The sequence below is a fragment of the Shewanella sp. ZOR0012 genome (genome assembly GCF_000798835.1).
Lineage (GTDB): Bacteria > Pseudomonadota > Gammaproteobacteria > Enterobacterales > Shewanellaceae > Shewanella > Shewanella xiamenensis.
The window spans coordinates 1,962,566-1,983,836 of the sequence record NZ_JTLE01000094.1 but is presented as its reverse complement, the minus strand read 5'-3'; the positions used below and the strand labels follow the sequence as shown (position 1 = coordinate 1,983,836).

The window sequence follows — 21,271 nt, the reverse complement described above, 5'->3', positions numbered from 1 at the left end:
AGAGCAGTACGTCCGCATAAATGGTTAGGATTTAGCCATTGATTTAAATCCAGCAACCAAGGCTTGCTCCACAAAGCTAGGGTTCATCATGCAACTATTCTGTTTCATTGACACACTCATTTTGGTTGGCTCAGTTCTTATTCTCGGTGCAGGCTGTTAATCCCACAAGAGTTTTGCCAGCCCTATCATTCCTGTAAGGTAATTTAACAGTCGATATCCTGATAAACTGCCTGTAATCTGTTTGTTAAAACGTTCTTACCCATAAAGGTGAACACTCTTTGTTCCAGTGGTCTATTAGCATTAATTCGTCTTTATCGTTAAAAAAGAAGCTAATACCCTCGATGATTACAGACGATGCAAATTTCTTATCGTCCCACGATTGATTATTATATTGTTCTTTTACTTTCTGGATACCTAATTTTGATTTTGCAATATTTAAAAGCTCGTTTTTGGAAATTGAGCTGTTAACAAATTGAGATAAAACAAAATTATCACGCATTAATCTAGAATGAGCTTCAATGGTGTAACTGTGCTTTACGAACCAAAAAACTAAGTAACCATTCAATATAAAACTGAGAAATAATAACACTTTTAGTAACATTTACGCCATCCCTGATTAGTAATTACGATGTCGGATTGATGCTAGGAAAACATATAACATTAACAATTTAGCGGGTCTATACCTATGCTTCGCACATGTAAAAACCTTATGGGTTCAATTGTGTATTTTTTACCATTTATAATAATGGATGGTAACTGGACAGAATAATCTTCCAATTTATACTCAATATCGCTCGAAAAAATACTTATTGATGCGCCAGAATTAAAATACTTTTTACCAAATAATGTGTTATAACCAAAAAAGGTATTACCAGTTATCTTCGATGTTGGAATTACACTGAAATACCCACCATTCTTAGCTGACTCATCAGAATTAGCGTTTGGAATGTTCTCCGCCCGTGTAATTAATTCAACTATCTTTACACTCCATGTTTTGTTTGTTGTATTGTCAGAAATTACAATTTCATCGCTCTCAAATTGAAAATATGTTCCAGATGGAGCAATAATTGAAGCTGAAAAATGAAAATTCTTAAATCTCTCATTTTTTGCTGAACTCGAGCTAGATACTTCGAGTTCAACACCTTCACTAAGCTGTATTGATATTTTATTCGCAGGACCAGAACCTCCACAGCCACTACTGTATGTAACTCCTTCGCTATATATTGGTTTATAGTAATCTCGAACTACAGGCGCACACGATATAGATATCATTGAAAGAGAAATTATAAATACACATTTTTTGAAAAACATATATGGCGCACAATTTCCTTTGAAACATAACGTCTTAGTTCGCATGAGCGTTAACCTCATAAAACCAGTAAAGTGCATATATTTAATCACTTGTAATAAAAGAAATTTATCAGAATTACAATAAATACACCATCACAAGAAATGACATTATAACGAGCAAGTACTATTTCAACTCTTCTTTTAGCGGCTCTATTTTTCTGACACCAATAACAGAATCAGGATATGCGCAGGCTAACAGAACACTCCGTGGTTAATGGAATTAAGCACTGATATGGAAGTGACCGTTGGCGGCATGGCCGCTCTTTCACATCCATGTGATCGCGGCATTCGTACTTCCATATGCAGCAGATGCCGCGGTCGAGCCTATAGGGATACTTCTTGTTAAATGAAAGGGCGGCGTGTCACTGGAATGGCAGTGCTTAATCATTACACGTGTACACCAATGATTTAGCTCTTTTATCTCGCACTATCGATGTTCAGCTGATTCAATCAACCTCAACTTCTGACTGCGGCTTAACTTTTTAACCGCGATTTCACGCTTGAGTGCATCACTGCGGGTGCCGACTTGCTCTTGATACATCAGGGTTAATGGCCCTTTGCCGCGCAGGTACTTTGCTGCTTTGGGGCTGCTTGATTGATGTTCGTTAAAGCGGCGTGCGACATCTGTGGTGATGCCGGTGTATAAGTGGCCATTGGCGCAGCGGATAAGGTACAGATACCACGTTGATGCTTGCACTAACTCTGACGTCGCACCTTGCTCCGAAGTCACAGCTTGCTCAGCACCTAGCGCTTCTGGCTTGCTAGAAAGCTGAGCTTGGTTAACAGCTTGCGCTTGGCTAGCCCCTTTTTGGGGGCTAGCCGAGGGAGTTGAATTAGCGGCTTCAATCACTAAATCGGTCACCCGTTGGCACCTACTTGGTCATGCCTAGCAGACTTAAGAAGAAGGCATATTCCTGCGCTGTGTCTTGGTACTGGCGGTAACGACCACTCTTACCACCGTGTCCTGCATCCATATCGACATGGAATAACAACACCTTATCGTCCAGTTTGTACCATTTATTTTGCACTTCACGCAGTTTTGCTACCCATTTCGCTGGTTCGAAATACTGCACCTGTGAATCATGCAAACCTGTGGTGACCAACAGGTGTGGGTACTCATGGTCGGCAACATTGTCATAGGGCGAGTAGCTGAGCATATAGTCGAAATAGGTCTTGTCGTTTGGATTACCCCATTCATCGTACTCGTTGGTAGTGAGCGGGATCGACTCATCGAGCATAGTCGTCACCACATCCACAAAGGGCACGTGCGCCGCGATGGCAAAGTACTTTTCAGGCGCCATATTGGCAATCGCGCCCATTAACAGCCCACCAGCACTGCCGCCCGAGGCCACCACTTTATTTTTATCACCATAACCTTGCTCGGTTAAGGCCGTAGTGACATCAATAAAGTCATTAAAGGTATTCTTTTTATTCAGTAATTTGCCCGCATCGTACCAAGGGCGACCTAACATTTCGCTGCCGCGCACATGGGCGATGGCATACACAAAACCGCGGTCGAGCAGACTGATCACCGATGAAGAAAAGTCAGGCTCAACAGTGTAACCATAGGAACCATAACCATATTGGTACAGAGGGTTGGTGCCGTCTTTCTTGAACTTATCCTTACGATACACCAAGGACACTGGCACCTTAGCGCCATCGCGGGCGGTGACAAATAAACGTTCGGCGCGGTATTGACTGGCATCGAAGCCGCCGAGTACTTGTTCCTGCTTAAGCAGATCGCGTCTATCGGGATTGCTTAAGTGGTACTCATAAATCGCCTCGGGCGTGGTCAGGCTAGAGTAGAAAACCCGTAACTTATCACTATCTTGCTGGGCATTAACATCTAAACCCAGCACATAAGCGGGTTCATCGAAACTCAGCTCAAAGGGCTTTTGGCCATTGAATGGCATCACTTTAATCCGTGTCAGGCCATTTTCACGTGTTTGAATGATCAGGTAATCCTTCAGCACCAGCTCATCTTCAAGCCGCGCATTGGGATTGTGAGCAACCACTTCCTGCCATTTGGATTTATCGGCGGCATCCTTAATCGCCACTTTCATTAAGCGAAAGTTTATCGCCTGCCAGTTGGTGAGGATGTAATAACTGTCGCCCAGTTTAGAAACGCTATATTCATGGCCTTCTTGGCGCGCGAGCACAGGTTTGAACAGGCTTAAAGGATCGTTTGCATCCAGCACTGACACTTCGCTAGTGGTGGTGCTCTCATGGAACAGCACAATTTGCGACTCATCTAAACTCTTGCCGAGGGCGATGTAATAAGCATCATCTTGCTCCTCATACACCAGCACATCACGGGACTGTGGCGTGCCGAGTTCGTGACGATATACACGGTTGCCGAGCAAGGTTTGCTGATCTTTAGCGATGTAAAACACATGGCGATTATCATTGCCCCAAACGATGCGGCCCTCAGTGTTTTCAAGCACATCGGTGATCATGGCGCCGGATTCGATATCTTTAAAATAGATGTTATACACGCGGCGGCTTAACACGTCTTCGCCGAATGCCAGCATGGTTTCATCTGGGCTGACGCTAACCCCGCCCAAACCATAAAACTCATGGCCCTTGGCGCGCTCATTCACATCGAGCATCATTTGCTCAACCCCGTCATTGCCTTTGCGGGCGATCAGCGGATATTCGCTGCCCTCTTGGTAGCGACGGTAATAACTATGTTGGTGCCATTGGTACGGCACGCTCGACTCATCGGCCACTAAGCGCCCAGTCAGCTCGTTAAACAACCCGTCTTGCAATGACTTAAGCGGTTTAAAGTAAGCTTGGGTATAACGATTCTCAGCCTTAAGGTGCGCCAATACTTTGGGATCTTGGCGTTTATCGTCGCGCATCCAATAGTAGTCATCGGTGCGTGTGACGCCGTGCAAGGTCATCACATGGGGAATTTTTTCCGCAACGGGCGCAGAGACTTGCCCTTTTGGAGTGGAGCAACCGGGTAATAACATAGCAAGACCTAAAGTAAGCAGCAGAGTGCGCATGTATACGTCCTTGTGACGTTCAAACACCATCGTGGGGCACGACGGCAAGCCAATAAGTTGATGTGCCGGATATGATATACCCAAGCTAGCTCAAGTTGCGAGTTTCCTAAAGATTGCGCTTGCTTAAGGATCACAAGGCATTGTGCGCTTGCGCAAACATTGCCCAATTTCAGGCGCGATGTTATTGCCATCACCATTAATTAGGCGCAACATAACCGCGTTTTTAGGCCAAAGCCTATCAACAATTCTCAGGGCGGGGTGAAACTCCCCACCGGCGGTAAATAGTGAGGTGAATAAATTTCCCCACACTAAAGCCCGCGAGCGCCCGAACGCAATTCGGGGTCAGCAGATCTGGTGTCCTAGCTTGTCTCGCCATGGTTAATGCCTATCGAGCGCTACTATTCCAGAGCCGACGGTAATGGACTGTTTGCCGCAAGCAACAGTACTGAGTCCGGATGGAAGAGAATGTAAGACAACACTTGGATAATTGGCATTAACTTGAGCTAAGTATCCCTGCTGTTAGCCTCATATTTTGCAATCACGTTTTTAAGCCTGCGCTTAAAGCGGGTCGATTGCTACAGCTCAATCCCTTTGGGTAACGGCTGTATTTCTGCACGCCCTGATTCTGGATATTCCCATGTCGTATTTTTGAAGGATATTAACCATGAATCAGTCTTTACTTGCTCCTTTTGGTACTGCTATCGAACGCGTTGAAGCGGGTCTTGCTGCACTGCGCCAAGGCCAAGGTGTGTTGGTGGTCGATGACGAAGATAGGGAAAACGAAGGCGACTTAATTTTTGCCGCCGAGTCACTGACCAATGCACAAATGGCCATGCTCATTCGCGAATGCAGCGGTATCGTGTGTTTATGTTTACCGGACGAAAAGGTCAAAGCCCTTGAGCTACCACCTATGGTCGAAAACAACTCAAGCCAATATGGCACAGCGTTTACCGTGAGTATCGAAGCTAAAGTGGGTGTCACCACTGGGGTTTCGGCCGCTGACCGTGTCACCACCATTAAAACCGCCATCGCCGACAATGCTAAGCCAAGCGATTTAGCTCGCCCAGGCCATGTGTATCCGCTGCGCGCTCAACCCGGCGGCGTGTTAACTCGCCGTGGCCACACCGAAGGCACTATTGATTTAATGCAACTGGCCGGACTCAAGCCCGCTGGCGTGTTATGTGAAGTCACTAACCCCGACGGTACTATGGCGCGTCTGCCTGAGATTATCGCCTTTGGAGCAGCGCATAAAATGCCTGTACTGACGATTGAAGATATCGTGGTTTACCGTAAGTCGTTATTAGCCAATGTAGGCTAAATTTGGCCCCATAAACAGGATGCAATTTAAAGGACGCGTGCGAAGGCCCGCGTCCTTTTTTATTTAACTTCGATAAAACACTTTGGTTAAGCATCAAATCACGCTAGATATCACAGACAGCAAAACAATTTATCTGCTAGGAGAAAATTTCATCAATAAAAATATAATCTTAGGTGTATATAATAAATAGCTGAATTTCGTGAGCTAGATTAGATATCCATAAACCAAGGGTCGCGAGCGACAGACTTGTATGTTAAATATTCGCACCCAGTGCCTGACCTTCCGCTTTCACCCCATCAAGGAAATTCCTTGATTTTTTATGTCTCAAATCAGGCCAATTGAGGAGTAAGTTTGTATGCCATCCACGCTACAGCATCTCAGCTTGAAACAGAAACTGATTCTGTTTTCGCTGCTACCTTTGCTGATGATGAGTATTTTTGTGCTGTCGCGAATGTATGTACTTGTGAAAGAGTATCGCTTTGCCACTCAAAACCATTTGGCAATACAAACTACTTCAAAAATCAATGAATTACTCTATCAACTTCATAACGAATATGGATTAAGTACCCAATTACTCCCAGCCACTACGCCTCAAGATGAAACACGTCTATTGCAACAGCAACAACTGACCTCTGATGCACTAGAAACACTGCTTAAGAGTCCGGCTTTGCTTGCGTTGAATACTGCGTTAAGTGGCCAACTGGCATCGACCCAGTTACAGGAAAAACTGACGAGTTTAACGCTGCTAAGTCATAAATTGGCATCGAGCCGCCAAGAGGCTCTCGATCAACACCCATCTGCATTTATCGATTTATATCAACAATTTAATTCTGAATTAATGCAGTTAATCCAACAACTGCAATTACTCACCAATGATATTAATCAATCAAGAGCCTACGCGGATTTACTGAATCTACTGATGGTGCAAGAGTTGGCGGTGAAAGAACGCAGCGCCATCAATCGTATGTTGTTGTCAGAAAGCCTCAGCATTAATGACTACAAAGCCATCAATACCATTATGTATGAATATGGCCAAGCCATCTCCCATGCCAGCAATGCCTCAATATCTGACAGACATTCCCTCATCCGCCAGATACAAGCCTCACCGGAAAGCTTGCGAATACTTAAAATCAGTCAACAAATAGAGCAACAGATCCATATCAGCACGTTAGTACAAAGCATCAACGCCCATCTGGGTTACGATGGGTTAATCGATAGTTTTCAAGATTACTTATTAACGGGTAGCCTGATATCGCTTGAGAAGTTCAATCAATCCTTAGCCACGATTCAGCAAAAACTCGCAGAACTTAACCGCGAAACAATCAACCTGCCTTCACTTGCGCCTGCAGTACAGATTATCGAAGAGAGTATCAACCAGTATCAATTCTGCATGTCCAAGATCTTACAATTAAAAGATCAAAAACTATCGCTCGCTGAAATCACCGCCCTTGCTCACATCAACAATACCGATCTCACTAGCGCCATTGATAAATTATTAATGCCTCCCCATCCAGTGAGCAGCAAACACTGGTGGACATTAACCACAGATAGAATCAATAAGCTGAACGCGCTCAGTAATGAAATCACGCGTACCATGGCTCGCCAGAGTAATGAACAACAACAGCATGCGCTAACCCTATTAGGTATTTATCTGCTCTCCGCCTTATTTACCGCCACCATCACCCTGTGGCTAGGGCGGAAAATCATTCGTAGCTTTATGGATAAAATCACCCAAATTGCTAATGATATGCAGCGAATGGCCACCGACCCTGAGTTGAATATTCATATTGATGTGTCAGGCTCAGATGAACTTGCGCGGATGTCTCGGGCGATGAACCGTATGCTGAGCGAGCGCCAAAAAGCGAATCAAGCGCTTAATCGGGCCGCGGCGGTCTTTAACTATTCGGCCGAAGGCATTATGGTGACGGATGCCGATAACCATATCGAATTAGTTAACCCCGCCTTTAGCCAGATCACAGGCTATAGCTTAGAAGAGGTGAAAGGCCGAAGCCCTTCACTTTTAAGCTCGAAACGCCATCCAAGCCATTTCTATACCGCGATGTGGGAAGCATTAGAAAAAAACGGCAAATGGGAAGGCGAAATCTGGAATAAGCGCAAAGATGGCCAAGTCTATCCCGAGTATCTTGCGATTACAGTGGTGCGTAATGAACGGGGTGAAATCATCCAACATATTGGTTTATTTATGGATATCAGTAAACGTAAGCAATATGAACAGGATCTGTGGTACCAGGCACATTTCGATACGCTCACCGGATTACCGAATCGCAAACTCTTTAATGAGCGGCTGCAGCATGAAATCCAGCTCGCCCAACATGACTCCCGTAAACTGGCGATTCTGCTGATTGATTTAGACCAATTTAAATATATTAATGACGTACAAGGCCACGCCACAGGCGACTTATTATTACAAGATGTGGCCAAGCGACTGGAAAATATTGCTGGTAAAACCGACTTTGTCGCCCGCATCGGCGGGGACGAATTTGTGCTTATCCTTCCCCGTGTCACCAATGAATTTGCGATCGAGCATATGGCAAGCCATATCATCGAAACCCTGTCGACGCCTTTTAGCTTGAATGAACGGGAAATTCAAATTTCTGCCAGCTTTGGGATTGGAGTTTACCCAGAAGATGGGCTAGATGTCAGCTCGCTGACCCGCAACACCGAAATGGCCATGTATCAGGCAAAAGACGCCGGCCGCAATAACTTCAAATACTTCACCTCAGGAATGAACCAAGCCATGTTTGCCCGTATGGAGCTTGAACAGCGGCTACGCCGTGCCGTGGCACAGAATGAGTTTACGCTGCACTATCAACCGATTGTGGAGATGAAAACGGGTAAAGTCTGCAGTGTTGAAGCGCTGATCCGCTGGCAAGACCCTGATTTAGGCTTAATCCCTCCTGACCAGTTTATTGGCATCGCTGAAGAAACAGGACTTATCGAACCTATGGGGGAATGGGTGCTCAACCAAGCGATGCACGACCTCAGACAATGGCAACAACTTGGCTTACACCTTAACGTGGCTATCAATGTTTCAAGCCGCCAATGTGTAAATGCTCGAGGTTTAGGATTTGATCAAGTGCTGCAAGAATGCTTTAACCGCCACCATATCAACCCAAGAAACGTGCATATTGAGATCACTGAAAGCATGCTGATGGGCGATGCTAGCCATTGCTTAACCACCCTAGAATCCATCCGTCATTTAGGCTCGCAGATTTATATCGACGATTTTGGTACTGGCTATTCATCCTTGAGTTATTTGAAGAAATTCCCTATCTCTGTGATAAAAATCGATCGTAGCTTTGTGGAAAATGCCCTGAGCAATAGCTCAAATACTAATTTAGTGAAAGCCATCGTGATGATGGGGCAAAGCCTTGAAATGGAACTCGTGGCCGAAGGGATTGAAACCGAAGCCCAATGGAATCTACTGCGCGATTTAGGTTGCCACTACGCCCAAGGCTATTTGATCTCTAAGCCCCTGCCATTTGCAGCCATTACGCCGCTGCTAAGCCAAACACTACCGGCATTATTACAGCAGCAAGAACCGCGCGAAAAGTGCGTAAATGCTTAATAGATTGACCCAAACCCTGATTTTTGCCCATAAAAAACAGCCTAGGCTGCTTTTTTATGGGCAAAGATGTTGCGCTTAAGCCTGCGGTTGGCTTTGGGCATTCATAATACTTTCACCGCCCTTTGAGGCTAATTTGGCAAGATCTTTATCAATAAAGAACAACGCTTTGCCATCTTCACCCACTAAACGGATCTTATCGACAATCGACTTAAACAGCTTTTCTTCTTCATGCTGTTCAGCCACATACCATTGCAGAAAATTGAAGGTTGAATAATCTTGATTCGAAAATGCAGTGTGGGCTAACGCGTTAATCTGACGAGTAATTAACTGTTCATGCTCATAGGTCAGCTCGAATAACGCCAGCAGAGAATCGAACTGTGACTGAGGTGCTGCAATGGCGCCCAATAGAGGTAAACCACCGGTTTCACTCACATAGGTGAACAAACGGCGCATATGGCCCATTTCTTCATCTGCATGTTCGCGCATAAATTTTGCTGCGCCTTCAAAGCCTTGATCTTCACACCATGCACTCATTTGCAGGTATAAATTAGAGGAGAAAAACTCCATATTAATTTGTTCATTCAACTTTTCGATCATGGTTGCAGACAGCATAGTTAATCCTCTTGGGCATTCGCACTTAAATCATCGGCTCACATTGTCATGAAGGGCGGCAGCAAAAGCAACAAAATTTACCTTTGTTGACTTAGCTAAGTTAATGATTCATTGATAAAAATGATTTTCATTTGTTCATAGAATCGCGTTTAGTACCGCACGAACGGTACTGCAAACTCAAGTATAAAAAGAGTAAACCTTAGGCAACACTTAAGGAAAACTACCTAACAAATCACATAAACTCCTATGCAGATCATAGCCAAGCAAGCGCAGCGTGGCATAATAGCCCCCATATTTGCTCCAACCCTTTGCCCATAAGGAAGACCCGATGTCCGTGAAAGCCGATCCTTGTTCGCAACCTAGCTTAATGCATCCAGATCAAGCCATCCCCCTTCTGCTTGAGCAGGTTAGCCCAGTGTCAGACACCGAAGTCGTTACACTTCCCCACGCGCTTGGCCGCGTGTTAGCAGAGGATTTGGCCTCGTGTATCGATTTACCCCCCTTTGATAACTCATCAATGGATGGCTACGCTTTTCGCTTTGCCGATTTAAACAGTCAAACCGAGCACACCACATTAACACTGATTGGTAGCTCCTTCGCAGGCCATGGCTTTGAGGGTGAAATTATCCCCAACTCCTGCGTGCGCATTATGACGGGCGCGCCAGTGCCTGCGGGTTATGACACAGTGCAAATGCAGGAAGAGACCCAAGCACAGGGCAATCAAATCCAAATCAATCACCCTAAGGCTAAGGGCGCCAATGTGCGTTGCCGCGGTGAAGAGCTATTGCAAGGCACCAAAGTGCTGAAAGCGGGCATCGAAATTAAAGCCGCCGAGCTCGGTGTATTAGCCACCATTGGCGTGAGTCAGGTGCGGGTTTACCGCCAACTCAAGGTCGCATTTTTCTCCACAGGGGATGAGCTGCGCCCCGTGGGCAGCGACTTAGCGCCAGGGCAAATTTACGACTCCAACCGCTATTCAATCCAAGGGTTACTCAACCGCGCCAATGTGGAATGGTTGGATTTAGGGGTTGTCGCTGACGATCCAGAGGCGATTCGCCATGCATTTCGCCATGCTGCGAGCCAAGCGGATATGGTATTAACCTCGGGCGGCGTATCCGTCGGTGAGGCAGATTTTACGAAGCAGATCCTTGATGAAGAAGGCAAAATCACCTTCTGGAAACTCGCCATCAAACCAGGTAAACCCTTCGCCATGGGACGCATAGGCAAAGCAGTATTCTGTGGTTTACCGGGTAATCCTGTGTCCTCTATGGTGACATTCTATAAGCTGGTGTGGCCAATTCTAAACAAGATGCAGGGCTTAACCCCAAAAGCGCCACTGATGTTATCAGCTACCCTGACGACACCAGTGCGTAAACAGCCCGGCCGCGTTGAGTATCAGCGCGGTATTTTATCCCGCAATGCACAGGGCGAGCTGGAAGTCGCCATTACAGGCAGTCAAGGGTCGGGTATGTTGACCTCGATGAGTCTGGCTAACTGCTTTGTGTTGTTAGAACAGTTCCAAGGTGACTCGCCAGCGGGCACAAAAGTCACGGTTGAACCCTTTAACAGCGTGCTTTGCTAAGGTCTTTTTATGAATCAACAAGTAGACATCCTTAGCGATAGCGAACTCACCCGCTACAGCCGCCAAATCTCGATCAAGGCGATGGATATCGATGGCCAAGAACGCTTAAAACTCGCCAAAGTGTTGATGATTGGCGCCGGCGGTTTAGGCTGCGCGGCGGGGCAATATTTGACCGTTGCGGGTATTGGCGAGATGACCTTAGTCGATTTCGATACGGTTGAGCTCTCTAACCTACAGCGCCAAGTGCTGCATCAGGATGCCACTATTGGCCAACCTAAAGTCGAGTCGGCCAAGCAGCGCCTTAATCAGCTCAATCCTCACGTTAAAATCAATACCATCAATGCGGTATTGGATGACCATGAGATCGATGCCTTAGTCGCCAACCACAGTATCGTGGTCGATTGCACTGATAATGTCAGCGTGCGTGAGCAATTAAATAAGAGCTGTTTTAAGCACAAGATCCCACTGATTTCTGCCGCCGCCATCCGCATGGAAGGCATGGTCACCGTATTTGACTATCAAGCGCAAACGCCTTGTTATCATTGCTTTAGTTCACTTTTTGGCGAGCAGCAACTCAGCTGTGTCGAATCCGGTATTCTTGCGCCCGTCGTCGGTATGGTCGGCTGCTTGCAGGCGGTTGAAGCAATCAAAGTCATCACGGGTATGGGCAAAACACTGGCAGGACGAATGCTGATGATCGATGCTATGACCATGGAATTTCGCGAGATGAAATTACCCAAGCACCCTCACTGCAAGATATGTGGTGAGTAGCACATTAACCTTTAATATTCAGCACGCTTTTTACAATTAAGGAATGACAAATCAAATGGATACTGAAAATAGCGTATTTGACCGCCGCACAACCGATGACCCTATTATTGGCGCGGGTGTCTATAACTTAGTGATTGGCTTAACCCTCGTCTGGGGTTTTGCCGTGAACTATATGATGGTCAGCTATATCGACCCCGAAGCGATTGCCAGCGTGAATCCGTGGGTGTTCTTTATCGGTTACTTCGCCTCCTGCTTCTTGGGGATTTATCTGTTCCAATCTTCAACTAATCCCCTCGTCAGCTTTATTGGCTATAACTTTGTAGTCGTGCCCTTCGGCCTGATTATTAATATGGTTGTCAGTCAGTACGATCCCGCATTAGTTACTGAAGCGATTAGAATAACTGGCCTAGTCACGATTGCCATGATGTGTTTGGGCACCCTGTTTCCAGCGTTTTTCCAAAAAATATCTGGAGTACTCACCATCGCATTACTATTGGTAATAGTGGTCGAACTAATTGAAATATTTATCTTTAATACCCATCACGGCATTTTAGATTGGATAGTTGTGCTGATCTTTTGTGGCTATATTGGCTACGATTGGGGCCGCGCGAACCAAATCCCGAAAACCGTCGATAACGCCGTCGATAGCGCCGCCGCTTTGTATATGGATATCATCAATCTATTTCTACGTATTTTGCGGATTTTAGGACGAAAATAAGTCACTCAATGACAAGGAAAACAGCATGAAACTAACCTCACCACTGTTAATCGGTCTCATCATCGGCGCCAGCTTAATCGGCTGCGGCGAGAAAACCGAGCCAGCAACAAACGCTCAGGCTGAAACAAAAACGGAAGCAAAAGCACAAATCGCCAACCCGGCATCAGAGTATTGCGCCTCCCTCGGTGGCATATCGGAAATCCAAAGAACCGCAGAGGGTGAACACGGTATGTGTACCTTGCCAAACGGTGAACAGATTGAAGAGTGGGCGCTATTTCGCCGCGACCATCCACAGGAAAAGCCCAGTAATTGAGGCTGAGTAAAAAAGCAGGCGCACTCGGCGCCTGTTGTTTTATGTCCCGCTGACGATCTGATTTCGCCACTGCAAACGTTTAGCCTGCGAATGGAAACTCCAGGCTAACACGCGGGTGATCTTATTACCCTGCTGCATCTCAATGGTTTTAACGGTATCAACACCCAACTTTGCCAATGCTTGATAGCAAGGTTTAAGATTTTCCTGCTTTGACACTAAACTGGTAAACCACAGACACTGCTCGGCAAACGCTTGGCTCTCACGGATCATTGTGGCTAAAAATTGCCTCTCTCCGCCTTGGCACCAAAGTTCCGCCGCTTGGCCACCAAAGTTTAAGGTTGCGCTGGTCGTTTTAGGCTGTTCACCGCGATTAAGTTGCAGATTACGCACCTTGCGCAGCGAGCCTTCGCTAGCTTCTTTTAACGAGCCATGAAAGGGAGGATTGCACAGAGTTAACTCGAAGCGGTCAGATGCCTGAATGATCCCCTTAAAGACCGACTTTTCATCCTGCTGCTGCCTTAAGGATAAGTGCCCCTGCAAACTCGGGTTATTGTCGATAATCCGCTGCACATTGGCTAGCGACTCGGCATTGATATCCGAGGCGACAAACTGCCAGCCATACACTTGATGCCCTAGGATGGCATAAACGCCATTCGCCCCAGTGCCGATATCTAAAGCGCTAACTTGTCCAGCACGCTGGACGGGGGCGCCTTCAAACAACAGATCAGCCAAGTAGTGCAGATAATCAACTCGTCCGGGGATCGGTGGGCACAGCGCCCCCTTAGGAATATCCCAAAACGCCAGCCCATAATGATGTTTCAAGAGGGCCGCATTGAGGGTTTTCACTGCTATGGGGTCGGCAAAATCGATAGATAAGGCCCCGTATGGCGTTGGCCGAACAAAGGTTTTTAGCTTAGGGTAACTCGTCATCAACGCCGAAAAGTCATAGCCGTGAGCATGCAAATTACGCGGGTGCAAAGTCTTTCTCTCAACGCCCTGTTTTGGCTTGCTCGTCGCTTTAGCGGGGGCAATATTTGGTTTTGCTGATTTTGCTGATTTTGCTGATTTTGCTGATTTTGCCACAAGTGGCTTAGGCGAGCTTGGTTTGCTGCGTTTTCCTGTGGGTGACATCGCAGGCTTAGCGGCAATTTTAACGACGGGTTTAGACATAATGATGGTTCAACAAGAGCGGGCCAATCCAAAGATCGACCCTTAGCCTATTGGCTGGATTAATCGTAAAGATAAGAGGTAAACAGTAGATTGACTACTATTGGTTTACCCGCTTCCTTGGTCAGCAGATTATTGACCATATCAAAGCATTCGCGGCGGATTTCTTCACGGCCAGTAAGAGACTTAATTTTTTCTTCGGCTTGGTTACCCAGCACCTCAATAATGGCGGCACGCAACAGTGGATCATGGCGCTCAACGATCACTAAATCATCGGGACTCTTTACCATCAGTTCAACACTGATCTTTACAAACCCGAGCTTTTTGCGGTTTGAAATATAGTTAGTCACAATTTCGGGCTCAAACCCGTAATAGGCGAAATCCCCAGTAGGGGGTGGAGCTTTCTCGTCGGCTGCATATGCGCTAAACACAGCACTGAGCAAGATCAGGCAGGCTGATAATAATTTTTTCATCGCGGTTTACAGCTCCCTAAAAACAATAATGGTCAATGGAAGAAACTTCCCAATCTATCTGGTAGACTGCCGACGTTTGCTTATATTGTAACGAGTATTTAATGAATGTGACCAGCTTAAGCTTTCCCTATGGCGAATCTATTCAATGGTTTTGTGCCGAAAATGCCAAAAATCTTCCCGCTTCTCCCCTTAAGGAATGGTTGCTGGCGCCAGGAAGCCTGACGCAAAAACTCAAAACCTGCTGCGATAAGTTTGAAGTCAAAATTCTTGGTGAAGGCCAATGTGCCCCGCTCGAAGGGGAATATCCTAAGCAAAACACCGTTTGGGTGCGCGAAGTGTTACTCTGCCTCGATTCTGTACCTTGGGTATTTGCCAGAACCTTGATCCCTCAGTCTTTGTTATCGACACGCCAAGCCGATTTTTTAGGCCTAGGTACACGCCCACTCGGCGAATTATTATTTAGCCAAGATAGCTTCATTCCTGGTCGCATTGAAATCGCCCAATTTGACACCGATAGCCGCCTTGCCCAACTGGCACAGAGTTTAGCGCAAAACGTCGAGCATGAACTTTGGGGCCGACGCCGATATTTTCACCATGACGAAGAGGAAATGTTTGTCAGTGAAATGTTCCTCCCTGCCGCCGAACAGGCAATCGCTAGGCTCTGCCCCTAAGCCGATAAAACAAAAATGCCTCTGATATCAGAGGCATTTTGCTTTAACTCTCAAACTTATTGGCGCTGGCGACGCCATGCAAAACCACCGAGCAGCAGAAGACTAAGCCAACCTAAGCTACCTCCGCCACCAGAACCTTCCGATGGGGGTGTGATTGGGGCAGATACGGTGACGCTTGAGCTACTTCTTGCCGTCGCGTTTTGGGAATCTTTAAGTGTTAAGGTTACTGTGTAGGTTCCCGCGTTCAAGTAAGTATGGGATGGTGACACCGCCGTACTTGTGGTGCCATCACCAAAGTTCCATAAATAGCTCACGCTTCCAGCTCCGCCAGTCGAGGTGTTGCTAAAGTTCACCGTTAGCTGACTCGCATTGAAACTAAAGCTGGCAGTTAACGGTAAGCTGACTACCACGGTTTTCGTGGCGGTGACTTTTGTACCTTTGGCATCGGTAACGGTTAAGGTCAGCGTATAGGTTCCAGCCGCAGAGTAGGTATAAACCGCTGTGGCCGAGGTACTTGTCGCTCCCGCTACACCGAAATCCCAAGCGTAAGAATACGCGCCTTCTCCTCCTTCTACCGCAGCAGAAACCGTCACCGCCTGCTCGTTTTGGCTCAGATTAATTGCGGCGGTTAAGGGAGTTAATGCGGGATCGGCGTTTGCATTCGCTAAACGGATCACTGCAGTGCTGTTATCACTGGCTTGAGCGACAACTTCCATCGTCAACCCAAGTTGTTGCAGTTGCATGCCAGACTGAGGTTGTAGTGGTGCGCTGTAATCCAAACTATCATCAAAAAGACTGACCGCATCGAGGCTATTGTCACCAAAATAAGCGGTTTGTTTTACCGTGCTAAAAGCCGCATCTCGGATTTGTACATCGGTAGAGTTAGTGCCAATCATATTTTGATCAGCATCAATCACGCCAATTAAGCTTCGGCCGGGATGGTCTGACACGTTGTTATCGCTATAGCTGGCATTCTCGAGCCATAGCAGTACGCCAGGATCAAATCCTTTACTCTTTAACCCCGCATCGACACCATTGTGGCTGCGTAATTGAATCAAGTAACGTGATGCTGGTCCTGGGCGAGTGTTAGTAATGCGGCTATAACCAGAGAAAGTGGCTTTGTTAGCAGCTTCGGCATTATCGGCATACAACTCACTCGTACCTTGCTTGATGCTGATATTGTCGATAGTAATACCTGAGCCACTAACTGCCTCATCGGTCACATAGTTAAATTCAATAGTGACAGCTTTGCCTGCATAGGCCGACAAATCATATTCCAACGCGACCCAAGCATCGCTGCCCACTGCGGTCGGGATGCTCGATGATTTACCTGTAATGATATGTCGAGCACTATTAATGGTGTTGCTGAATTGAGTGTAATTACCCGCAATCGCTGTGCCATCCACGTTGACCTGCATATAGTCAAAGCTATTCTCAATATCCCAGCTCGCTTGCATGGAAAGCGTGAGTTTATCACTCGTCACTGGCAAGGTTGCAGCAAAGCTCATGCTGTTGCTCAGCATGTTTCCTTGGCCAGAATAGTACTGGTAAGTCCCTTGATAAGGCGCTTTAAAGGCAATTTGTGTCGCAGGTAGCGGAATCGATATTTGATTCACCGCATCTTGGTTTATCGCCTGATTGAGCGTGATTTCCATGCCCGATCTAGGAATGGTATCTAAGCTAATCTCACGCTCGTTAAGCCATTTACCTTTATATTTCGTCTGTAAATACGAACGCGCGTAGGGGCTAAAACCGCTCGGTTGTGCGCCAGAAATCGTTCCAGTCCAACTGCCGCCCGACATTAACGACCAATAACCCACGGGTGAGCCATCTTTGTTAGCGTTGTCTGTCGTGTCGTACTCATCGGGCAGCCCAAGATCATGGCCGAACTCATGGGTACACACCCCAGTCGCCGCATCTATTGGTTGAATCGTATAACCAAAGACTTTTTTGTTTGTTCCAGGCAAGGTATAACCTTGAGTGCTTTGATTCACGTAATAACGGTGCGACCAAATGGCATTAGCCCCTAATTTGCCCCCACCGGTTTCTTCCCCAATACTGGAGTGGAAAATCATCACATGGTCAATAATGCCATCGGCTTCGTTTAAGTTACCATTACCATTTAAATCATATGGATCTTCAATATCATAGCTAGCAAGCTCCGCAGCTGACATACTGGCAACCGCCTGCGATACCGCCTCTTTAACCAGCTCGCCAACTTTGACGTCGTTGCTGGTATCAGCATCATTAGCACCATAGTAATCAGCATTTTGGCCAGCGGTATACCAACCTTTAACATCGCCAGTGAAGAAGAAAGTTTTGCCCGAAACAGCTTGGTAATACTGATAGGCCGAATCTAATGTTTGCCCCTGCGGGCCACTAAAACCAGCCGTTGAGAAGAGTAAATTCTTGTAGTGTGAAGCGGGATAACTTGAATAATACATGTCTGTATCACTCGCGGTTAAGCCGTTGTTGTTATATCTTAAATCAGGAAAATCAATCAGTACGGTTAATACCTTAACCGTTTTAGTCACATCTGCATCCGCTAAAGCACGCTGCGCAGGTGCGCGCATCATTGCTGTGGTTTTGGCTTTATGGAGGCGTTCTTGCTCTGCCTCAATCACCACCCGAGGTTCTTTAGGTTGTGCAAGGCTCGCGCGGGCAATATAGGCTTCAACGGCCGCTTGCTTGACACTATCGCTCGCATCCTCGGAGACTTCGCCACGCTTAATTAGCCAATAGAGGATCCTTTCTTTGTTAATGACCCCCGCATCCGCTGGTGTGTGATTAGGCGCAGCGATACTGGCGCCACTTAGCAAGGCCAACATCAATCCAAACGCTGTGATACTCTTTGTACTTCGCATTACCGTCTTCCTTCCGTCACAATCTGCGCTGTTATAGCCAAGCTATTTTTTAAGGCTAGTGCCTATTTGCTCTATGGCAAGTTTGTTTATTGGTTGTCTTCCCTCATCGGAAAGCCAACTTCAATGGGATGTGAAAACATATCAGGACACCAAGAGTGTAACAACTTGATACAGATTGGAAGGTGATGGTTTTTGTACTTTTGTCAGCGCTGGTTCAGCAAGCATCCTCAACAGCGATTTTTTGCCATAAAAAAACCGCATTAACGATGTAATGCGGTTTTTGATAACTTGGTGCAATACGCTTACCCAGCAGTTTTCATATAGTTTGATACTCCATCGAGGAACATTTGTACCGATATCATTACCAGCACCATCCCCATCAAACGTTCAACAGCCGTTAACCCTTTTTCACCCAACATACGGGTAAAGAGTTTATAAAACATTAAGATAACCGCACTCGCGCCCCAAGCTGATACGAGAGCAATAGTCCAATCCCCCATACGTGAGCTATCGGTATGCGCTAGTAAAATGAGCGCGGCAAGAATAGATGGCCCCGCCATTAATGGTATCGCCATCGGCACGATAAATGGCTCCTCCCCTGCTGCAAGGCCAACCACACCACCCGGCTGGGGGAAAATCATCCGAATCGCGATCAGAAACAAAATAATCCCACCGGCAATACTGACCGATTCAGATCGCAGATTTAAGAAACTTAAGATGGCTTCGCCGGCATACAAGAAGGCCAACATGATCACTAATGCAAAAATGAGTTCACGAATCAAAACCCTACGACGTTTTTTAGGATCAATATGCCGTAAAATCGACGCGAATATCGGTAAATTACCGAGGGGGTCCATGATAAGAAACAACATTACCGCAGCAGAAAATATATCCATTTAACTTTATCAACGTCTAAGCCAACATGAGCACATATTGTATAACTTTTTCGCGTTACAGATGTGAAAAATTATCTAGAAAATTCCTTAAGATGGATTATGAGTGCCGTTTCATGATCCTCTAGCGGTTTTTTACCTATCATCCATAAGCCATTGAGTCGTTGATTCATTTTTACTACAAGCCGCAGCACAACATCTCGCTTGAGTAAATTGCCTGTAAGTCGCTGCTCATTTAAATTACAACTGGTATACTACAGCGTTTTTTCAGCCAATTTTCGTGGAATCCATGCTCTATCTTCTTGCTAGTTGTCTCGCACTCTTAATCGGGCCACTGTTTTACCGCTACTTTGCATCAGGCAGCGGATTGCAGAAGGGACTTGATGGCTTTATTTTCGTCTCCTTAGGCGGATTAGTGCTGATCCATATTCTACCTGAACTTCTCGAGCATGGCGGCCTGCTGGCCATCGTCTTTGTAGTACTCGGCCTGTGGGGACCCACTGCCAGTGAACGCTTATTCCACCGCTACTCAGAAATTACGCATAATTTTGCCCTTTTTCTTGGCATTAGTGGCTTATTGCTGCACACCATCACAGATGGGAGCGCTATGGTATTAGCCCAAAATGAGGGCAACTCCATTTTGTTAGCCTTGGGCGTTATACTCCATCGTCTCCCTGTTGGTTTTGCTATTTGGTGGATACTAAAACCTCATCTTGGAGCTCGTTGGACGCTGGTTATTTTTGGCGCCATTATGCTATTCACGAGTATTGGCTATTTTGCTAGCGAACAGCTTTTATCGCACATGAGCATAGATAAAACCGTTTATTTACAAGCTTTTGTGACAGGCTCGATTCTGCATGTTGTGTTACATCAGCCACATGGTCAACAGGAAACAGATAAACAAGGCCAGTATGAATATCAGGCGGGTATCGGCAGTTTGCTCGGTATTGGTTTATTAATGATGCTGTTATTGATGGATTCTGGCGGCCACGAACATGCCCATCACGACCACAGTACAGAGCAGCTAACAACATGGCTAATAACCATAGCGCCAGTGCTATTACTCAGTTACGCCGTAGCGGCACTAAGGTTCCAGCTTGGTTTAACACCACAGGACAATAGCCTCGCCCGTCGTTGGTTCCAACGTTTAGCAGGCCCAGAAGCCCTCGTACTGACGGCGCTATTGCTTGGCCCTTGGTTAGCGCTGTTTCAACTCGTAGTTGTCTTGATCATGAGTGCCTATTTAGCCTATGCGCGGGTCGACATTACCGATCCCCATACTAAATTACCAAGCCAAGCCCTGCGTTTTGGTTTCGCCCATTTGGTTGATCGCAGCGCACCTTGGGTGCTCCTCAGCTTAGTATTAGTTAACTTGATTGGTCACCCTTCGGTACCGTTAAGTAACCCTATATTACAGATTACCGTGCTATTGCTGGTATTTTTACCGATGCGCTTCTGCAATTTAGGCGCGGCCGTATTGTCAATCGCCTTAGCCTATAGCGGCTGGAGTCCGCTGGCCATCGTATTGCCTTTGATTGCCGCTCCGGTGTTGAATATCGCTCAGCTAAAACTTATGGGTTGGTCACAACGTGGGATTTTGCTGGCAATTATTGCCATAGCCCTCGTTGCTGCACTTAAGTTGCCCATGTGGTTCTCGTTGTTCACTCTACCAGAAGCCATTAACCTCACGGCACTGCTGATCTTATCAGCCTTATTTGCAGCCAGCTTACTGCGCCTCGGGCCTCGTAAATTCTTGCGCCGCTTAATGATGTTAAAACCTGTGGCCCACGGCCATAAACACCGCCATGATCATGCGCACGCGCATGCTAAAACAGCCGAAACATCACATGTGCACGGGCATGGCAACTCTCATTCACACGGTCAGACTAGCGGCCACAGCCATCCCCATAGCGATAAGCACCAGCACTAACACTGTTCATTT

Annotated in this window: 17 protein-coding genes and 1 riboswitch; of the genes, 8 read left to right on the top strand and 9 right to left on the bottom strand. The window is 46.5% G+C overall.

The genetic code is table 11. From position 1 onward, the window contains the following. Positions 1-244 precede the first annotated feature (244 nt). From L976_RS10300 to L976_RS10285, 4 genes are all read right to left on the bottom strand, one after another. Positions 245-601, bottom strand: coding sequence for a hypothetical protein (locus L976_RS10300; protein WP_047536514.1), 357 nt, complete (start codon positions 599-601; stop codon positions 245-247). 59 nt (positions 602-660) lie between these two features. Then, positions 661-1,356 carry a hypothetical protein gene (locus tag L976_RS10295; protein WP_047540367.1) on the bottom strand — a complete coding sequence of 232 codons (696 nt, stop codon included), beginning with the start codon at positions 1,354-1,356 and terminating at the stop codon, positions 661-663. 421 nt (positions 1,357-1,777) lie between these two features. Then, complete coding sequence (locus tag L976_RS10290) at positions 1,778-2,212, bottom strand: GIY-YIG nuclease family protein (RefSeq protein ID WP_047536512.1); 435 nt, start codon at positions 2,210-2,212, stop codon at positions 1,778-1,780. A gap of 10 nt (positions 2,213-2,222) precedes the next feature. Continuing rightward, entirely contained in the window at positions 2,223-4,358 is a 2,136-nt protein-coding gene (locus L976_RS10285; protein WP_047536510.1) for a S9 family peptidase, read from the bottom strand. A gap of 240 nt (positions 4,359-4,598) precedes the next feature. Next, positions 4,599-4,829, top strand: a riboswitch (FMN riboswitch). Positions 4,830-5,022: 193 nt separating this feature from the next. On the opposite strand from L976_RS10285, the gene ribB reads away from it, so the two are divergent. Further along, positions 5,023-5,676, top strand: a complete 654-nt coding sequence (gene ribB, locus L976_RS10280; RefSeq protein WP_037416362.1) for a 3,4-dihydroxy-2-butanone-4-phosphate synthase — start codon at positions 5,023-5,025, stop codon at positions 5,674-5,676. Positions 5,677-6,031: 355 nt separating this feature from the next. Further along, positions 6,032-9,265 carry an EAL domain-containing protein gene (locus tag L976_RS10275; RefSeq protein WP_047536508.1) on the top strand — a complete coding sequence of 1,078 codons (3,234 nt, stop codon included), beginning with the start codon at positions 6,032-6,034 and terminating at the stop codon, positions 9,263-9,265. A gap of 75 nt (positions 9,266-9,340) precedes the next feature. On the opposite strand, the gene ftnA is transcribed toward L976_RS10275, so the two are convergent. Continuing rightward, complete coding sequence (ftnA, locus tag L976_RS10270; protein ID WP_037416358.1) at positions 9,341-9,877, bottom strand: non-heme ferritin; 537 nt, start codon at positions 9,875-9,877, stop codon at positions 9,341-9,343. Between the two features lie 328 nt (positions 9,878-10,205). Here ftnA and moeA point away from each other — a divergent pair, with 328 nt between their 5' ends. The 4 genes from moeA to L976_RS10250 are packed head-to-tail and all read left to right on the top strand — an operon-like array spanning position 10,206 to position 13,261. Further along, positions 10,206-11,459 (top strand): molybdopterin molybdotransferase MoeA, encoded by a 1,254-nt coding sequence (gene moeA / locus L976_RS10265; RefSeq protein WP_047536506.1) that lies wholly within the window; start codon positions 10,206-10,208, stop codon positions 11,457-11,459. A 9-nt stretch (positions 11,460-11,468) separates the two neighbouring features. Further along, on the top strand, positions 11,469-12,230 hold the full coding sequence (gene moeB, locus L976_RS10260; protein WP_047536504.1) for a molybdopterin-synthase adenylyltransferase MoeB: 762 nt from the start codon (positions 11,469-11,471) through the stop codon (positions 12,228-12,230). Between the two features lie 55 nt (positions 12,231-12,285). Further along, positions 12,286-12,948, top strand: coding sequence for a Bax inhibitor-1 family protein (locus L976_RS10255; RefSeq protein WP_037416350.1), 663 nt, complete (start codon positions 12,286-12,288; stop codon positions 12,946-12,948). Between the two features lie 25 nt (positions 12,949-12,973). Further along, positions 12,974-13,261, top strand: coding sequence for a putative hemolysin (locus tag L976_RS10250; protein ID WP_047536502.1), 288 nt, complete (start codon positions 12,974-12,976; stop codon positions 13,259-13,261). 39 nt (positions 13,262-13,300) lie between these two features. Here the strand turns inward: L976_RS10250 and rlmF are convergent, their stop codons facing one another. Both rlmF and L976_RS10240 read right to left on the bottom strand, forming a co-directional pair. Beyond that, complete coding sequence (rlmF, locus tag L976_RS10245; RefSeq protein WP_047536500.1) at positions 13,301-14,431, bottom strand: 23S rRNA (adenine(1618)-N(6))-methyltransferase RlmF; 1,131 nt, start codon at positions 14,429-14,431, stop codon at positions 13,301-13,303. A gap of 59 nt (positions 14,432-14,490) precedes the next feature. Further along, positions 14,491-14,901, bottom strand: coding sequence for a flagellar basal body-associated protein FliL (locus L976_RS10240; protein ID WP_037416344.1), 411 nt, complete (start codon positions 14,899-14,901; stop codon positions 14,491-14,493). Between the two features lie 101 nt (positions 14,902-15,002). Here L976_RS10240 and L976_RS10235 point away from each other — a divergent pair, with 101 nt between their 5' ends. Beyond that, positions 15,003-15,572, top strand: coding sequence for a chorismate--pyruvate lyase family protein (locus L976_RS10235; protein ID WP_047536497.1), 570 nt, complete (start codon positions 15,003-15,005; stop codon positions 15,570-15,572). 56 nt (positions 15,573-15,628) lie between these two features. On the opposite strand, the gene L976_RS10230 is transcribed toward L976_RS10235, so the two are convergent. Next, positions 15,629-18,436, bottom strand: a complete 2,808-nt coding sequence (locus tag L976_RS10230) for an immune inhibitor A domain-containing protein (protein ID WP_047536495.1) — start codon at positions 18,434-18,436, stop codon at positions 15,629-15,631. Positions 18,437-18,738: 302 nt separating this feature from the next. Further along, on the bottom strand, positions 18,739-19,332 hold the full coding sequence (locus L976_RS10225) for a YhgN family NAAT transporter (RefSeq protein ID WP_037416335.1): 594 nt from the start codon (positions 19,330-19,332) through the stop codon (positions 18,739-18,741). A gap of 286 nt (positions 19,333-19,618) precedes the next feature. Between L976_RS10225 and L976_RS10220 the strand changes: the two genes are divergently transcribed. Continuing rightward, positions 19,619-21,259 carry a metal transporter gene (locus L976_RS10220; protein WP_047536493.1) on the top strand — a complete coding sequence of 547 codons (1,641 nt, stop codon included), beginning with the start codon at positions 19,619-19,621 and terminating at the stop codon, positions 21,257-21,259. Positions 21,260-21,271 lie beyond the last annotated feature (12 nt).

Bases quoted from the DNA above. Each gene is read 5' to 3' on its own strand.
- L976_RS10220 (WP_047536493.1), top strand. From the start codon at position 19,619: ATGCTCTATCTTCTTGCTAGTTGTCTCGCACTCTTAATCGGGCCACTG.
- L976_RS10300 (WP_047536514.1), bottom strand. From the start codon at position 601: ATGTTACTAAAAGTGTTATTATTTCTCAGTTTTATATTGAATGGTTAC.
- ftnA (WP_037416358.1), bottom strand. From the start codon at position 9,877: ATGCTGTCTGCAACCATGATCGAAAAGTTGAATGAACAAATTAATATG.
- L976_RS10255 (WP_037416350.1), top strand. From the start codon at position 12,286: ATGGATACTGAAAATAGCGTATTTGACCGCCGCACAACCGATGACCCT.
- moeA (WP_047536506.1), top strand. From the start codon at position 10,206: ATGTCCGTGAAAGCCGATCCTTGTTCGCAACCTAGCTTAATGCATCCA.
- L976_RS10230 (WP_047536495.1), bottom strand. From the start codon at position 18,436: ATGCGAAGTACAAAGAGTATCACAGCGTTTGGATTGATGTTGGCCTTG.
- L976_RS10275 (WP_047536508.1), top strand. From the start codon at position 6,032: ATGCCATCCACGCTACAGCATCTCAGCTTGAAACAGAAACTGATTCTG.
- L976_RS10295 (WP_047540367.1), bottom strand. From the start codon at position 1,356: ATGCGAACTAAGACGTTATGTTTCAAAGGAAATTGTGCGCCATATATG.
- L976_RS10235 (WP_047536497.1), top strand. From the start codon at position 15,003: ATGAATGTGACCAGCTTAAGCTTTCCCTATGGCGAATCTATTCAATGG.
- L976_RS10250 (WP_047536502.1), top strand. From the start codon at position 12,974: ATGAAACTAACCTCACCACTGTTAATCGGTCTCATCATCGGCGCCAGC.
- ribB (WP_037416362.1), top strand. From the start codon at position 5,023: ATGAATCAGTCTTTACTTGCTCCTTTTGGTACTGCTATCGAACGCGTT.
- moeB (WP_047536504.1), top strand. From the start codon at position 11,469: ATGAATCAACAAGTAGACATCCTTAGCGATAGCGAACTCACCCGCTAC.
- L976_RS10285 (WP_047536510.1), bottom strand. From the start codon at position 4,358: ATGCGCACTCTGCTGCTTACTTTAGGTCTTGCTATGTTATTACCCGGT.
- L976_RS10225 (WP_037416335.1), bottom strand. From the start codon at position 19,332: ATGGATATATTTTCTGCTGCGGTAATGTTGTTTCTTATCATGGACCCC.
- rlmF (WP_047536500.1), bottom strand. From the start codon at position 14,431: ATGTCTAAACCCGTCGTTAAAATTGCCGCTAAGCCTGCGATGTCACCC.
- L976_RS10240 (WP_037416344.1), bottom strand. From the start codon at position 14,901: ATGAAAAAATTATTATCAGCCTGCCTGATCTTGCTCAGTGCTGTGTTT.